13 protein-coding genes are annotated in these 14,455 nt (G+C 68.4%); 10 read left to right on the top strand and 3 right to left on the bottom strand.

The features are described 5' to 3' along the window. Positions 1 to 72: 72 nt before the first annotated feature. From EYR15_RS08835 to EYR15_RS08845, 3 genes are all read left to right on the top strand, one after another. Entirely contained in the window at positions 73 to 1,614 is a 1,542-nt protein-coding gene (locus EYR15_RS08835) for a capsular polysaccharide export protein, LipB/KpsS family (protein WP_245498214.1), read from the top strand. Beyond that, complete coding sequence (locus EYR15_RS08840; RefSeq protein ID WP_131003108.1) at positions 1,611 to 3,077, top strand: LTA synthase family protein; 1,467 nt, start codon at positions 1,611 to 1,613, stop codon at positions 3,075 to 3,077. Before EYR15_RS08835 ends, EYR15_RS08840 begins: the two co-directional genes overlap by 4 nt. Before the next feature lie 157 nt (positions 3,078 to 3,234). After that, entirely contained in the window at positions 3,235 to 4,383 is a 1,149-nt protein-coding gene (locus EYR15_RS08845; protein ID WP_165455464.1) for a polysaccharide biosynthesis/export family protein, read from the top strand. A 16-nt stretch (positions 4,384 to 4,399) separates the two neighbouring features. On the opposite strand, the gene metX is transcribed toward EYR15_RS08845, so the two are convergent. Further along, positions 4,400 to 5,572: a homoserine O-acetyltransferase MetX gene (gene metX, locus EYR15_RS08850; RefSeq protein WP_131003112.1), complete on the bottom strand. Its 1,173-nt coding sequence runs from the start codon at positions 5,570 to 5,572 to the stop codon at positions 4,400 to 4,402. 60 nt (positions 5,573 to 5,632) lie between these two features. After that, entirely contained in the window at positions 5,633 to 6,859 is a 1,227-nt protein-coding gene (gene hemA / locus EYR15_RS08855; RefSeq protein WP_131003114.1) for a 5-aminolevulinate synthase, read from the bottom strand. 280 nt (positions 6,860 to 7,139) lie between these two features. Here hemA and dapB point away from each other — a divergent pair, with 280 nt between their 5' ends. The 3 genes from dapB to EYR15_RS08870 all read left to right on the top strand — a co-directional run bounded on the left by dapB (position 7,140) and on the right by EYR15_RS08870 (position 9,867). Next, positions 7,140 to 7,946, top strand: a complete 807-nt coding sequence (gene dapB, locus EYR15_RS08860; RefSeq protein WP_131003291.1) for a 4-hydroxy-tetrahydrodipicolinate reductase — start codon at positions 7,140 to 7,142, stop codon at positions 7,944 to 7,946. A gap of 89 nt (positions 7,947 to 8,035) precedes the next feature. Then, positions 8,036 to 8,677, top strand: coding sequence for a 2,3-bisphosphoglycerate-dependent phosphoglycerate mutase (locus EYR15_RS08865; protein ID WP_131003116.1), 642 nt, complete (start codon positions 8,036 to 8,038; stop codon positions 8,675 to 8,677). 59 nt (positions 8,678 to 8,736) lie between these two features. Beyond that, positions 8,737 to 9,867 (top strand): TraB/GumN family protein, encoded by a 1,131-nt coding sequence (locus EYR15_RS08870; RefSeq protein WP_245498215.1) that lies wholly within the window; start codon positions 8,737 to 8,739, stop codon positions 9,865 to 9,867. A gap of 15 nt (positions 9,868 to 9,882) precedes the next feature. On the opposite strand, the gene EYR15_RS08875 is transcribed toward EYR15_RS08870, so the two are convergent. Next, positions 9,883 to 11,127: a penicillin-binding protein activator gene (locus EYR15_RS08875; RefSeq protein WP_131003118.1), complete on the bottom strand. Its 1,245-nt coding sequence runs from the start codon at positions 11,125 to 11,127 to the stop codon at positions 9,883 to 9,885. A 104-nt stretch (positions 11,128 to 11,231) separates the two neighbouring features. Here EYR15_RS08875 and rsmI point away from each other — a divergent pair, with 104 nt between their 5' ends. Genes rsmI through mepA form a run of 4 tightly spaced genes read left to right on the top strand, consistent with a single transcriptional unit; the run spans position 11,232 to position 14,427 of the window. Then, entirely contained in the window at positions 11,232 to 12,191 is a 960-nt protein-coding gene (rsmI, locus tag EYR15_RS08880) for a 16S rRNA (cytidine(1402)-2'-O)-methyltransferase (protein ID WP_131003120.1), read from the top strand. Continuing rightward, positions 12,191 to 12,556, top strand: a complete 366-nt coding sequence (locus tag EYR15_RS08885) for a YraN family protein (RefSeq protein ID WP_131003122.1) — start codon at positions 12,191 to 12,193, stop codon at positions 12,554 to 12,556. The genes rsmI and EYR15_RS08885 overlap by 1 nt, the downstream gene beginning before the upstream one ends. A gap of 12 nt (positions 12,557 to 12,568) precedes the next feature. Next, complete coding sequence (gene gshB / locus EYR15_RS08890) at positions 12,569 to 13,513, top strand: glutathione synthase (RefSeq protein ID WP_131003124.1); 945 nt, start codon at positions 12,569 to 12,571, stop codon at positions 13,511 to 13,513. Further along, positions 13,510 to 14,427, top strand: coding sequence for a penicillin-insensitive murein endopeptidase (gene mepA / locus EYR15_RS08895; protein ID WP_131003126.1), 918 nt, complete (start codon positions 13,510 to 13,512; stop codon positions 14,425 to 14,427). Before gshB ends, mepA begins: the two co-directional genes overlap by 4 nt. Positions 14,428 to 14,455: the final 28 nt, after the last annotated feature.

The raw sequence follows: 14,455 nt of genomic DNA on the forward strand, positions 1-14,455 counted from the left end.
CGACAGCTAGCGCTTGGCGCCGGTCCGGAGCGCTATACCTCGGATGCCCAGTTGAAACATAGGAACGGCAGGGTGGCAATCGTCTCGCGGCGGCTGGAAAGCCGTCGCGCGGATGTCGAGGCCGTCACGAGCTTGACCGTCTCCGGCGCCGGTCCTGTGATCATTGTCGCAACGACAAGCGGCGATCCGCATATGGCGACGGCCGAGGCGAAGGCGCGGAACGCAGGCGCCGGGCTCGCGGTCTTTGCGCCTGCTCCGCTCGCAATCTCAATCTTCGAGCGCGCCCGCCGGCCGCTTTGCTACCGCGTGACGGGCCTGGAGGGCCCGCCGGTCGACGAGGCTGCTTCAGGCGGCCTGAAAGTAGCCGTCTCGGGCCTTTTGGCTATCGCCCCGCCGGGCGAAATCCGTATCGAAGCCGACCTTGACCCGGCGGATCCATCAATCGTTTGGCTCTGCCCGTATACCCGGCGGCGGATCTCCGCGGCTCGCGCGATCGACATTGCGGGCGACGCGCTGCGCCATCGGGCGCGGACCGCCCGCCGCTCTTTCGCGGTCGGCATCACCCGCTGGAAACGGGACGCCGTAAGCGCGTTCCTTGACGGACCGAATGGAAGCCCCGTCTTCGCCGATACAGGCGATGCCGCTGCAGGCGCAAAGGCGGCGTCGGGCCGGATCGTCGTCTGGGCGTCTCGCCGCAGTGAGGAGGTTGAGAAAGCGGCGCGCGAGGCCGGCGCGCCGCTCGCGCGCCTCGAGGACGGCTTTCTCCGCTCGGTTGGCCTCGGCTCCGCCTTCGTTCGGCCTGCGTCGCTCGTGCTCGACGAGAGCGGAATCTACTACGACCCCTCAACGGCGAGCGACCTCGAGAAACTTCTGCGTGAGGTGGACCTGCCGGCGCCGCTCATCGCGCGCGCGGCAGCCCTTCGGCGCCGGATCGTCGAGGCCGGCGCCACCAAATACAATGTGGGCGCAAGCGGGCGGCGCGTGGTCCCGGAAGGCCGGGTGGGCGTTCTCGTGCCCGGCCAGGTCGAAGATGACGCCTCGATCCTGCGCGGCGCGGGCGCGGTGCGCACCAACCTGGCGCTGGTCGCGGCCGTGCGGGCGCGCAGGCCGGACGCCTTCATCGTCTACAAGCCGCATCCGGACGTGGTCGCCGGCTACAGGAGGGGCGCGCCGGCCGATCCGGAGATCGCCCGGATTGCCGACGCCGTCGTGACGGAAGGCTCGATCGCGGACCTCTATCCGCAATGCTCGAGCGTCGAGACCATGACCTCGCTCACGGGCTTCGAGGCCCTTCTACGCGGGCTGGAGGTCACCACCCATGGGCAGCCCTTCTATGCGGGCTGGGGACTCACCGAGGATCTCGCCCCGCCGTCGCCCCGTCGCGGCCGCGCGCGCGCGCTCGACGAACTGGTGGCCGCCGCCCTCATCCTCTACCCGCTCTACGTGGATCCGGCGTCCGGCCTGCCGTGCGGGCCGGAGACGGCGCTCGAGCGCATTCTGGAGGCGCGGAGCGCCGCTTCCGCCGCCGGCGGCCGGCTCGCCGCGCGTGTGCGCCATGCTTATGCGCTTGCCCGCCACCGGCTGCTCGGCCCGTTCGCCAAGGGGCGGCTGTGAGCGCGCTGGCTTTGTCCTTCGTGGCGTCCTTCGCGCTGTCGCTCGTCCTCGAGCGCGTTCCGCCCGGTTCTGGGCTGGTCAGGATGGCTGGGCCGGCGCTGCTCGCCCGGCTCGCGCTGCACCTCTTTCTGTTCGCGGCCTTTTTCGCGCTGTCGTGGCGCCCGTTCCACGCGGGGTTCGTGACGGTCGCGCTTGCGGGGCTGTTCGCCGCGGGCGACGCGACCAAGCGGCGAATTCTCGGCGAGCCGCTGCTGTTCTCCGATTTCGCGCTGGTCCGGCTCGCGATCCGGCACCCGCGCCTCTACTACGCCGACCGGCTGAAAAGCCCGAAGGTGCTTGCCGTCTTGGCGGCGGTGGTGCTCGCGACCGTCGCCTGGTTCTGGATCGAGCCGACCATCCTGCCGCCAAGTGCGCCGTGGCTGCTGCTTGCGCCGCCCGCCTTGGCCGCGCTGCTCCTTGTGGCCGCCCGCACGGCCGGCGCCTCGCGCGTCGCTCAAAGGATCGTCGGCGACCATCCTCTCCCGGAAAAGGATGTCGAACGGTTCGGCCTCGGCGCCGCGATGCTGCTGCACTGGCTGGCCTGGCGGAGAAAGGAGCGGCCCTCCGAAGCCGCGCGCGTCGTGATGGCCCAGACGCCGGCAACCCCGAGCGCGATAAGGCCCGCGGTTGTGGTCGCAATCCAGTGCGAGAGCTTCGTCGACCTCGCCGCACGGGGACTGCGGGGGCCAGCGCTTCCTCTCTGGACGGAAATGAGAGAAAGCGCAGCCGCCTGGGGCAAAGTCCGCGTTCCGGCGGCCGAGGGCGCCTATACGATGCGGAGCGAATTCGGCTTCCTTACCGGCCTTCCCAACGACGCGCTCGGCCTCGACGGCTTCGACCCTTATCTGACCGCCGAGCCTTATGCAGAGGCGTCGATTGCGCGGCGATGTGTCGAGGGCAGCCGCCGCACGCTCTTCATCCACCCTTACGACCGGCGCTTTTTCGAGCGCGAACGGGTGATGATGGCGCTCGGCTTCGAGCGCATGATCTATGGCGAGGCTTTCGAAGACGCCGAGCGCCTCGGGCCCTACGTCTCGGACGCGGCGCTCGCCGACGTGATCGTCGCGGAGATCGAGGCGGCGCGGGAGCCGCTTTTCATCTTTGCTGTCTCGATCGAGAACCATGGGCCTTGGGGTCCGGGCCGGATCGCTGGCGTGGACGAGCCGGCCGCGCAATACGCGCTCCACCTCGAAAGCGCCGACCGGATGGTCGGCCGGGTCGCCGAAGCGCTGCGGCGCAAGCCGGGCGGCGGCGTGCTCTGCGCTTATGGCGACCACGCGCCGGCGCGCACGCTGCATCCAGAACTGCCCGACCGCGACTGTGCGGATTACGTGCTCTGGGACTCGAGGGGCGAGCAGACACGGACGTCTGCGCGCGATCTGCCGATCGATGCGCTTGGGCGGCTTCTTCGGTCGCGGATCTAGAAGGCCTGCTGGGAGCGCTTCTGTGGCCAAAACGTCGCAGAGCCCTCATCAAGCGGCGGCAGGATTGTGGCCCGTGAACCCGTGGGGGTCACGTTAGTTGGCAGCTAAGAGGTTCAATGCTAACCGGACCTCCAGGGGATTGCGTATGCGAGGTTTCATGCCGGCCAGGCGCGTATTCGGCGTGGCGCTCATCAGCGCTTCGATCGGAGTTCTGCCGGGCTGTTCGACCCTGCCGGGCACAGGTCCCTCGACGCAAGAGATTGCGCCTCCGACGGTCAACCGCGATTCTCTCAAGGATTACGTGCTGGTTGATCTCAGCCAGCCCGTCGTCGACGTCCTTTCGCAGTATCGCGTCGCGCCGTTCGCCAGGCGTTTCGCGGCCCCGCGTCCGGCCCCCGGCCAGATCGTCGGCGCCGGCGACGTGCTCTCGATCACCGTGTTCGAGGCGGGCCAGGGCGGTCTGTTCTCCAGCGATTACGGCTCGCGCGTCGCGCTGGAGCAGCGGGTCGACACCGACGGAACGATCAGCGTGCCCTATGCCGGCCGCGTGAAGGCCGCAGGCGAGGCGCCGCAAGTGGTGGAGCGCCGCATCGTCTCTGCGCTAGAGGGCCGCGCCATCCAGCCTCAGGCGCTGGTTCAGATCAAGGAAACGGTGAGCCGCAGCTTCGTCGTCAACGGCGAGGTCAACAGGCCTGGCCGCTACCCGATCACGGCCGCCGGCGACCGCGTGCTCGACGTGCTCGCGACTGCGGGCGGTTCGAAGGAAGAGACCTTCTCGACCCGCATCACGCTGCAGCGCGGCTCGTCGCAGGGCTCCGCGATCATGAAGGACCTGATCGATAATCAGGCTGACAACGTCTATGTGCAGCCGAACGACCGGATCTACGTCACACGCGATCCCGAGATCTTCCTGGCCTTCGGCGCGGTGCCAAAGCCCGGCCCGATCGATTTCGGCCTGGAGAAGATCTCGCTGCTCGAAGCCGTCGGCAAGGCCGGCGGCCTGATCGACCAGCGCTCCGACCCGGGCGCGTTCTTCCTGTTCCGCTACGAGCCGGCCTCCGCCGTGCAGTCCATCAGCCCGGGCTATAACGGCCGCTTCGGCGAGAAGGTCCCGGTGGTGTACCGCGTCAACCTGCGGGATCCGCAGGCCTACTTCTACGCGCGGAACTTCATCATGCGCGACCGCGACGTGCTCTACGTCGCCAATGCGCAGCTCTCGGAGCTTCAGAAGTTCCTGCAGATCCTGGCGGGCGCCCGCGACGTCGCGTCGACGGCCTATCTCGCGCAGCGCGCTTCTTCGTACTGATCGGGGCGATGCGGGCCTAGAGCCCGCGCACCTTCGCGGCGGCGTCCAGGAAGCCCTTGGTCGTCGCGAACAGCTCCGGCACGTCGAGCAGGAAGGCGTCGTGGCCCTTGTCGGTCGCGATCTCGACGAAGCTGACATTCGCCGCCGCCGCGTTCAGCGCATGGACGACTTGGCGCGCGCCTTCCGTCGGAAACAGCCAGTCGGACGTGAAGGAGGCGACGCAGAAGCGCGTCTTCGTGCCCTTGAACGCCGCCGCAAGCGAGCCGCCATGGTCAGCGCCGAGATCGAAATAGTCCATCGCGCGGGTGACGTAGAGATAGGAGTTCGCGTCGAACCGCTCGACGAAGCTTGCGCCCTGATGGCGCAGATAGCTTTCAATCTGAAAGTCGGCGTCGAAGCCGAAGGTGCGCCGGTCGCGGTCCTGCAGGTTGCGGCCGAACTTGGTCTGGAGCGCGGGCTCGGAGAGGTACGTGATGTGCGCCGCCATGCGCGCGACGGCGAGCCCCTTCCGCGGGATCGAACCCTCCAGAAGGTAGCGGCCGTCGCGCCAGTCCGGGTCGGCGGTGATCGCCTGCCGGCCGACCTCGTGGAAGGCGATATTTTGCGCGGAATGCTTGGCGGCGGTCGCAATCGGCAGCGCCGAGAACACGCGGTCAGGATGGCGGGCCGCCCATTGCAGCACCTGCATGCCGCCCATCGATCCGCCGACCGCGCAGAACAGGTCGGGGATGCCGAGATGGTCGAGCAGCAGCGCTTGCGCGTCGACCATGTCGCGGATGGTGACGAGCGGCAGCGACAGGCCATAGGGCTCGCCGGTCGCGGGATCGGTCGAGGCCGGCCCGGTCGTGCCCATGCAGCCGCCAACGACGTTCGAGCAGATGACGAAGAAGCGGTCGGTGTCGACGGGCCGGCCGGGGCCGACCATGGTCGACCACCAGCCTTGCTTGCCCGTGACGGGATGCACGTTCGCGACATGTTGGTCGCCGGTCAGCGCGTGGCAGACCAGCACCGCATTCGAGCGATCGCGGTTCAACACGCCGTAGGTCTGGTAGGCGATCCGCAGCGGCGCCAGCGTCGAGCCGGATTCAAGCTTGAGCGGCTTGCCGATGGCGGCGACGAGCGAACGGGGATTATCGGCCTCGCGTCGCGCGGCCGCATTCACCGACAGTTCGATCGTCGCCTCGTTCATGGGCCTGAGGGTGAAGACCTGTCGCGCGCCGCTGTCAACAATCAGGGCTTGCGCCCCGGCTTATTCGGCGGCGAGAGCCTCGTAGCGGCGGGGCAGGTCGAGCGCGCGCCACACGGCGTCGAGCGCCTGGGTCAACTCGCGGATCAGCGCGTCGTCGTGGAATGGCGACGGTGAAATCCTCAGCCGCTCTGTGCCGCGCGGGACGGTCGGGTAGTTGATCGGCTGGATGTAGATGCCGTGCTGCGTGAGCAGCATGTCGGTCGCCTGCTTGGCCTTTTCCGGACAGCCGACGAGGACCGGGACGATATGCGTCTCGGACGGCATCACAGGCAGGCCGATCGAGGCCAGCGCAAACTTGGTCTCCGCCGTCTGGCGGTGATGCCGGTCACGCTCGACTTGGCTGGTCTTGAGATGCGCGACCGAGGCGCGCGCCGCGGCCGCGATCGCCGGCGGTATCGCGGTGGTGAAGATGAAGCCCGGCGCATAGCAGCGGATGGCGTCGATGATCGGCTTCGACGCCGTGACATAGCCGCCGATCACGCCGAAGCCCTTGGCGAGCGTGCCTTCGATGACGGTCAAGCGGTCCATCACGCCGTCGCGCTCGGCGATGCCTGCGCCGCGCGGGCCATAGAGGCCGACCGCATGGACCTCGTCGAGATAGGTCATCGCGCCGTATTTGTCGGCGAGGTCGCAGATCGCCGAGATCGGCGAAATGTCGCCGTCCATCGAGTACACGCTCTCGAACGCGATCAGCTTGTGTCGGTCGCCGGCCTCAATCAGCAGGCGCTCGAGGTCTTCGAGGTCGTTGTGCTGCCAGATCCTGCGCTCGCAGCCTGAGCCGCGGACGCCGGCGATCATCGAGGCGTGGTTGAGCGCGTCGGATAGGATCACGCAATTCGGCAGCAGCCGCGCGATGGTCGAGATAGACGCCTCATTCGAGACGTAGCCGGAGGTGAAGACGAGGCCCGCTTCCTTGCCATGGAGGTCAGCGAGCTCCTGCTCGAGCAGGACGAGAGGGTGATTGTTGCCGGCGATGTTGCGGGTGCCGCCGGCGCCAGCGCCGACCTTCATCGCGGTCTCGGTCAGGGCGGCGAGCACCTTGGGATGCTGGCCCATGCCGAGATAGTCATTGGAGCACCAGACCACGACGTCGCGCGCGCCTTCGGGCGCATGCCACGTCGCATGCGGGAAATCTCCCGCACGGCGCTCGAGGTCAGCGAAGACACGGTAGCGCTTTTCTGAGTGAAGCTGCTCGACCGCGCCGCGGAAAACGTCGTCATAGGTCATGTGGCGTCTCATCCCGCCCACTTGATAATCATTCTAGGACCAAATGTCGCCTCCCTCGGAAAGGAAAGCGACAGAAGGCCGCGTCTGGGCTGGGATGTCTTTTTGCGGTCGCTAGAGAGCGCGGGACGCCCGGCCAGTCGCGCGGGCGAGCACCGCGATCGGGATGAGCTCGACCAGGATGATACGAGCGCCGTCACCGCTGTTTCATCTTCGGCGGGGCGCCTGATATGACCGCTCGCTCGATCCACTGAAGCAAGCGGGTAGAAGGCTGATGGCGTCGATGCGTCTGATCGTGGCGGGGGCGGCCGGCAGGATGGGCCGCGCGCTTACCCGCGCCATCGTAGAGACCGAGGGCGCGGAGCTCTCCGGCGCCTTCGAGCGGCCGGGGAGTCCGGCGATCGGTCAGGACGCCGGCGAACTTGCGGGCGTCGGACGGCTCGGCGTGGCGATCTCGGACGACCCGCTGTCGCTGGTCGTTTCGGCCGACGGCGCGCTCGACTTCACGACGCCGGACGCAACCGTCGCGCTCTCGGAACTCGCGGCGCAGGGGCGCATCGTCCACGTCATCGGCACGACGGGGCTGGAGGAAAAACACCTCGCCCGGCTCGACGCCGCAGCCCGGCACGCCGTGATCGTCCGCTCCGGCAATATGAGCCTCGGCGTCAATCTGCTGGCGGCTTTGGTCCGTCAGGCGGCCGCCGCGCTCGGGCCGGACTGGGATCTCGAAATCCTGGAGATGCATCATCGCGCCAAGGTCGATGCGCCGTCGGGCACCGCGCTGCTGCTCGGCGAAGCGGCGGCCGAGGGGCGCAAGATATCGCTCGCGGAACACTCCGTCCGCTCGCGCGACGGGCATACCGGCGCACGGCCGGAGGGGACGATCGGCTTCGCCACGTTGCGCGGCGGAAGCGTCGTCGGCGACCACACCGTGATCCTCGCCGGCTCTGGCGAGCGGGTGGAGCTCAGCCATCGCGCAGAGGACCGCATGATCTTCGCCCGCGGCGCGGTGAAGGCGGCGCTTTGGGGCTACCGTCGCAAGCCCGGCCATTATTCGATGGCTGACGTGCTCGGTTTCGCCGGCCAGTGAGGAAAAGCCGCGGTGCAAACGGTCCGCTGCTGGGGTAAGGGATCGATCCCGCGCCAGTGGCGCCGAGACCTGCCGAGAGAGTTCGTCATATGAGCCGTCGCCTCGTCCTCGTCCGTCACGGTCAGAGCGAGTGGAACCTGAAGAACCTGTTCACAGGATGGAAGGATCCCGATCTGACGGAGAAGGGCGTCGAGGAGGCGAAGGAGGCAGGTCGCCGGTTGAAGGCCGAAGGCGTCAACTTCGACATCGCCTTCACCTCGAAGCTAATCCGCGCCCAGCGCACCAACCAGCTGATCCTCTCGGAGCTCGGCCAACGCGGCGTGAAGACGATCGAGGACGAGGCGCTGAACGAGCGCGACTATGGCGAGCTGACCGGCCTCAACAAGGACGAGGCTCGCAAGACATGGGGCGAGGGGCGCGTGCTGTTGTGGCGCCGCTCCTATGACGTGCCGCCCCCCGGCGGCGAGAGCCTGAAGGATACCGTCGCGCGCGCGCTTCCTTACTTCGTCCGTGAAATCCTGCCGCATGTGTTGAGCGGGCGCACAACGCTCGTCACGGCGCACGGCAACTCGCTTCGCGCGCTCATCATGACGCTTGAGCGGCTGACGCCGGACCAGCTTCTCAAGCGCGAATTGTTCACCGGCGCGCCGGTGATCTACGAAATGAATGCGGACTCGACAATCGCCTCGTTCCGCGACCTCGCCGGACCTGCGACAAAAAAGGTCCAATGACCTCCGACCTGCCCGCATGACAGGGTCGCGGCGGTAATATGTGATTGGCGTCGCGGCGTTTGCGGCGCATCATTGGCCATATGGCGCATTCGGCTGTTGGCGGTTGGCGCGGCGCACTTGGGGTCGGGGCCATCGCAGCCACGCTCGCCCTGACGCCTTGCGCCGCTGCTCAGGCCGGTTCGTCCAGCCCCACATCCGAAGCTCCTTCTCCACGGCCAACCGAGGACGATGCGCCGAAGCAGGCGGCGTTCTGCGGCGGGGTCGATCTGGTCCGAGCGCTTCAGGTCAGCGATCCCGCGAGCTTCGAGCGGTTCGACAGCGCCGCCCGCATGGTGGTGAATGGCGCGGGCTTGCTGTGGCGGGTCGACGCTCCGGGGATGCAGCCGTCCTACCTCTTCGGGACCATGCACTCGAGTGAGGCGTTTGCGAGCTCGTTCGACGACCTCGTGCTGCGCGCGCTGTCGCGCTCTAAGCTGGTCGCGACCGAACTGCCCGGCGCCAGCACGCGGCGCATCGCAAACGAACTGCGCCGCCTCGTGGGCGCGCGCTCCTTCCGGCCGCAGGGCGGCTCGCTCGACGCCCTGCCGGACAGCGCGCGGGTCGCGGTCGAGAGCCGGCTCGCCTCGATCGGCATCTCGCACGCGGTCGCGTCGCAGCTCCAGCCCTGGTTCCTCGCTTTATCGCTTTCGCGCTCGAACTGCTCGGCGACCGCCGCGCGCAGCGGGGCGCCGCAGGAGACCGCGGACGCGCGGATCGAGCGGCTCGCGCTGGAGCAGGGCGCGACCGTGCTCGGCCTGGAGACACCCGCCGAGCAGGTCGACGCTTTGGCCTCGGTGCCGGACGAGGTCGCGCTGAGGATGCTGAAGGACGCGGCCGAGCGGCGCGTCAGTCCCGAGGACTTCGAGAGCACGATCACCGGGCTCTATTCGGCCCGGCGCATCGGCTATCTGCTCGCGATGCGCGGGCAGAACTGGGCGGGCGTGCTCGACGGCGACGGCTATGCCGATTTCATCTCGGCCTTCGTCGGGTCGTTCATCACCAGACGCAACCACGCCATGGCTGCCCGCGCGACGCCGATCCTCGCGCAAGGAGGAGCGTTCGTCGCGGTGGGGGCGCTGCACCTTCCTGGCGAGGAAGGCATGGTCGAACTGATCCGTCGTCAGGGCTTCGCCGTGTCGAGGATCTGGTGACGGAGCATTCACTCGTTAGTTGGCGGGAGCCGCCGCCTGCGCGGTCTGTCCGCCAAAGCTCTTCGGCGGCGAGCTGACCATACGCGGCGTCCCGCCGCCGATCTCGTAGACTGCGAGGCCGCGCTCGTTGGCGCCGTTCGACTTGAAGCGGAACGCGCCATCGACGCCTGCGAAGCCGGAGGGGCTGGAGAAGGTCTGATCGCTCAACGCGCCTGCCCCCTGCGCCTTGACCAGCGCCGCCGCGAGCGAGGTCGCGTCGTAGGCGAGCGAGGCCGTGCGGACGGGGTCCTCGCCGTATTTGGCGCGGTAGCGGGCGGCGAAGCTGCGGTAGCCGCTATCGTCGGGCGCGGCGTACCATGCGCCGGCGAGGCTCGCGTCGTGGGCGAGCGCGGGATCGTCCCACAAGCCCGTTCCGAGCAATTGCACGCGCTTGAGGTTCACGCCGTTGGTCGCGAGCAGGCCGATCAGCGTCTGGACGTCGCCTGCGGAGGCCGGGATGAACAGCGCGTCGGCCTGGGGCAGCGCGGAGGCGATTCTGGTGACGGCCTCCGCCATCTTCGTCTTGTCGGCGGCGTAGCGCTCCAGCCCGACAACCCTGCCGCCTGATTTGGCGACCGCCTGCTGGAAGGCGCCTTCGACGACGGAGCCGTAGCCGTTTTCCGGCAGCAGCGCCGCGAACGACCGCTTACCCTGCGAGGCGGCATAGGAGACCACTCGCTGGACGTCGGATTCCGGCAAGAAGCTCAGGAGGTACACGCCCGGGCCGGCCACGTTGGCGTCGGTCGAGAAGGCGAGCACGGGCACGCCCTTCTGACGCGCGACCTGCCCGGCGCTCGCGACGGTGTGGGCGAACAGCGGCCCGATGACGAGCTTCGCGCCCTCGTCAGTCGCCTGGGAGACCGCCGCCTGCGCGCCCTGCGCGGTGCCGCCGTCGTCCTTCACCACCAACTGGATGTCGGGCGCGTTGGATTCGGAGATCGCGAGCTCCGCGGCCCGCTTCATGGACTGAGCGGCCATCCCAGCGTTCCCGGAGGCCGAAGTCGGCAGCACCAGCGCAACCTTCACCGAGCCCTGACCGAGCATGTCGGCGGCGCCCGTCGGCGCGCCGAGCGGCGCCTGCTCGACCTGCGGCGTCGGCACGCCCTGCATAGGGTCGAGCTTCGCCTGGGAGGGGCTGTCCGGGGTGTCGCAGCCGGAAAGCGCAAACGCCGCCGCCGCGACCAATATCGCGCTGCGGATGGTCCGCGGGAGGACGTTCATGACGTTCACCGTGTCTGGCGCGAAGGCCGCCGGCCTGCAGGGCCGCTTTGCGAGAGGGTCGCGCCTCGATAGAGTTTATTGATCAGTAGCCAACGAGCCGATGCATGCCAAGGGCGGAGCGCCAGAAACATCCTCAGGATACCCCCTCCGACGAGATCGTCGATGGACGGCGCTCCTACGTCCTCGCCGGGCAGCGTCTTGTCGCGCCGCCGCTCGCGCCGGGCCTTCACGTTGTCGCGACGCCGATCGGGGCGCTTGCCGACGTTACGATCCGCGCGCTGGAGACGCTGGCCGCCGCCGACCTCATCCTGTGCGAGGACACGCGCGTATCCCGCAAGCTGACCTCGCATTACGGAATCTCGGCGACGCTCACCGCCTATCACGAGCATAACGCCTCCGAGATGCGGCCGAAGGTGATGGCGCGGCTCAGCGCGGGGCAGCGCGTCGCGCTGATCTCCGACGCCGGGACTCCTCTGGTCTCGGACCCGGGCTTCAAGCTGGTGCGCGACGCGGTCGAGGCGGGCGTTCACGTCGTCGCGGCGCCTGGCGCGTCCGCGGTGCTGACTGCGCTGGTGGTCTCGGGACTGCCGACCGACCGCTTTTTCTTCGAGGGCTTCCTGCCCCCGAAGCGCCACGCCCGGCAGGCGCGCGCGGCGGAGCTTGCCCGCATCCCCGCGACGCTCGTGCTGTTCGAGACCGGCCCCCGGCTCGCCGACGCGCTCGCCGACCTTGCGGAAGGGCTTGGGTCCCGGCCGGCGGCGATCGCCCGCGAACTGACCAAGCGCTTCGAGGAGGTTCGGCGTGGGCCGCTCGACGAACTCGCGGCTCAACTCGCCGGCGAGCCGGACCCGAAGGGCGAGATCGTTTTGGTCATCGGGCCGCCGGTCGAGGCCGCGCCGTCCGCGGACGACATCGACGCGCTGCTCGCGGCCGCGCTCGCCCGCGCCTCGGTGAAGGACGCGGTGGCGGAGGTGTCGGCCGCATCAGGCGTCGCGCGGCGCGAGGTGTATGCCCGCGCCCTGGAACTCTCGAAGGCTCAAGATTCTTCGAAGGCAAAAATCTGATGGCGGCCGCAGGCGCGCGCCTCCGCGCGTTCCGGCTTGGCCTTCGCGCCGAGACCATCGCGGTCTGGCTTCTGAGGCTGAAAGGCTGGTCGATTCTCGGCCGCCGCTTCACCGAAGGCACGGGCGAGGTCGACGTGATCGCCGTGCGAGGCCGCACGCTCGCCTTTGTGGAAGTGAAGGCGCGCGCTGATTTCGCCCGCGCGATCGAGGCGGTGACGCCGCGACAGCAGGCGCGCATCCGTCGCGGCGCCGAAGCCTTTCTTGCGCGCAGGCCTGCTTATGCGGGATATGTCGTGACGTTCGACGTGATCCTGGTTGCGCCGCGTCGCCTGCCGCAGCACCTTGCAAACGCTTTCGGCCTCTAGAGAATCACTCCCATGCCGCTTCGCGTCGCCGTGCAGATGGATCCCATCGAACGGATCAACATCGCCGGCGATTCGACCTTTGCGCTTATGCTGGAAGCGCAGGCGCGAGGCCATGAGCTTGCCGTCTATACGCCCGAACGCCTGTCGCAGATCGGCCGCGAGGTGTTCGCCTTTGTCCGCCCCGTCGAGGTGCGCGACATCGCGGGCGACCATGTGACTTTCGGCGAGGAGACGCGGATTTCGCTCGGCGACGAAGCGGACGTCGTGCTGCTCCGGCAGGACCCGCCCTTCGACATGGCTTACGTGACGACGACCCACATGCTTGAGGTCATCCACCCCAAAACGCTGGTGGTGAACGATCCGGCGAGCGTCCGGAACGCGCCGGAAAAGATCTTCGTACTCGAATATCCGCAGCTGATGCCGCCGACGCTTGTCACCCGCGACAAGGCGGAGATCGCGGCGTTCCGTGCGGAGCATCAGGACATCGTCGTGAAGCCGCTCTACGGCAATGGCGGCGCGGCTGTCTTCAGGCTCACGGAAGACGACCTCAACTACGGGTCGCTGATCGACTTCTTCTCCACGAGCTTCCGCGAACCATGGATGGTGCAGAAGTTTCTGCCGAAGGTCTCCGAGGGCGACAAGCGCATCCTGCTGGTCGACGGTAAGTTCGCAGGCGCCGTCAACCGCGTGCCGGCGGCGGGCGATCTGCGCTCCAACATGATCCGCGGCGGGGCGGCGCAGACCACCGAGATCAGCGCCCGCGAGCACGAGATCTGCGAGACGATCGGGCCGGAGCTCTCGAAGCGCGGGCTGATCTTCGTCGGGATCGACGTGATCGACGGCTTCCTCACCGAGATCAACGTGACCTCGCCGACCGGGATCCGCGCCATCAAGCGGCTCGGCGGGCCTGATGTCGCCGTCGCGACGTGGGACGCCATCGAGGCCAAAGTGGGATGACGCCGATGCGTCTGCTCGTCTCCGTGCTCTTCGCTCTAGGGGTCTCAGCGGGCCTCGCGCACGCCCAGGACGTCCGGCCGGCGGGTTTCTCGCTGCCGCCGATGGTCGCGACGCCCATGACGCCCGCGAAGGAGCTGTTCGGGCGCGTCCAGCGCCCGAACGCAGGTCCCGACCGCTCGATCGGCTTCTATTCCAACGGCTGCATGTCGGGCGGCGTCGCGCTACCGCTGACCGGCCCGACTTGGCAGGTCATGCGCCCCGGCCGCAACCGCTTCTACGGCCGGCGGCGGCTGATCGCGATGATCCAGAGGGTGTCGAAAAAGGTCGCCGCTCAGACGAACTGGGCCGGCCTGCTGATCGGAGACATGGCCCAGCCGCGCGGCGGGCCGATGCTGGGCGGGCACGGGTCGCACCAGATCGGCCTCGACGTCGACATCTGGCTGCGGCAGATGCCGGCCCAGGAAATCCCGATGGCGCAGCGCGAGACGATCATGTCGTCGATGGTCGTCGCGCAAAACCGGATCGACGTGAACGGATATTGGACGCCCGACACGTTGGGGGCGATCAAGGCGGTGGCGACCGATCCGGAGGTCGAGCGCGTGCTGGTGAACCCGGCGATCAAGCGCGCGATCTGCCGTCAGGCCACGGGCGATCGGTCATGGCTGCAGAAGGTCCGCCCGAACTGGGGCCACGACTATCACATGCACGTTCGCATCGGCTGCGGCGGCGAGAAGTCCTGCCGCCCTCAGCGCGACGTCGTGCCGGGAGAAGGCTGCGGCAAGGAGCTCGACTACTGGTTCCAGAGGGCGATCCTGTTTCCGGATCCCTCGCCTAAGAAGCCTTCGAAGGCGCCGCCACCCTTCACGGTCGCGAAGCTACCCGGCGAGTGCGCCGCGGTGCTCAACGCGCCGTAGAACGTCGGCGGCGCCACGCAGCCCGCAG

Source organism: Hansschlegelia quercus, assembly GCF_004310425.1.
Taxonomy (GTDB): domain Bacteria; phylum Pseudomonadota; class Alphaproteobacteria; order Rhizobiales; family Methylopilaceae; genus Methylopila; species Methylopila quercus.

Bases quoted from the DNA above. Each gene is read 5' to 3' on its own strand.
- hemA (WP_131003114.1), bottom strand. From the start codon at position 6,859: ATGACCTATGACGACGTTTTCCGCGGCGCGGTCGAGCAGCTTCACTCA.
- EYR15_RS08865 (WP_131003116.1), top strand. From the start codon at position 8,036: ATGAGCCGTCGCCTCGTCCTCGTCCGTCACGGTCAGAGCGAGTGGAAC.
- EYR15_RS08845 (WP_165455464.1), top strand. From the start codon at position 3,235: ATGCCGGCCAGGCGCGTATTCGGCGTGGCGCTCATCAGCGCTTCGATC.
- EYR15_RS08875 (WP_131003118.1), bottom strand. From the start codon at position 11,127: ATGAACGTCCTCCCGCGGACCATCCGCAGCGCGATATTGGTCGCGGCG.
- gshB (WP_131003124.1), top strand. From the start codon at position 12,569: ATGCCGCTTCGCGTCGCCGTGCAGATGGATCCCATCGAACGGATCAAC.
- rsmI (WP_131003120.1), top strand. From the start codon at position 11,232: ATGCCAAGGGCGGAGCGCCAGAAACATCCTCAGGATACCCCCTCCGAC.
- EYR15_RS08885 (WP_131003122.1), top strand. From the start codon at position 12,191: ATGGCGGCCGCAGGCGCGCGCCTCCGCGCGTTCCGGCTTGGCCTTCGC.
- mepA (WP_131003126.1), top strand. From the start codon at position 13,510: ATGACGCCGATGCGTCTGCTCGTCTCCGTGCTCTTCGCTCTAGGGGTC.
- dapB (WP_131003291.1), top strand. From the start codon at position 7,140: ATGCGTCTGATCGTGGCGGGGGCGGCCGGCAGGATGGGCCGCGCGCTT.
- metX (WP_131003112.1), bottom strand. From the start codon at position 5,572: ATGAACGAGGCGACGATCGAACTGTCGGTGAATGCGGCCGCGCGACGC.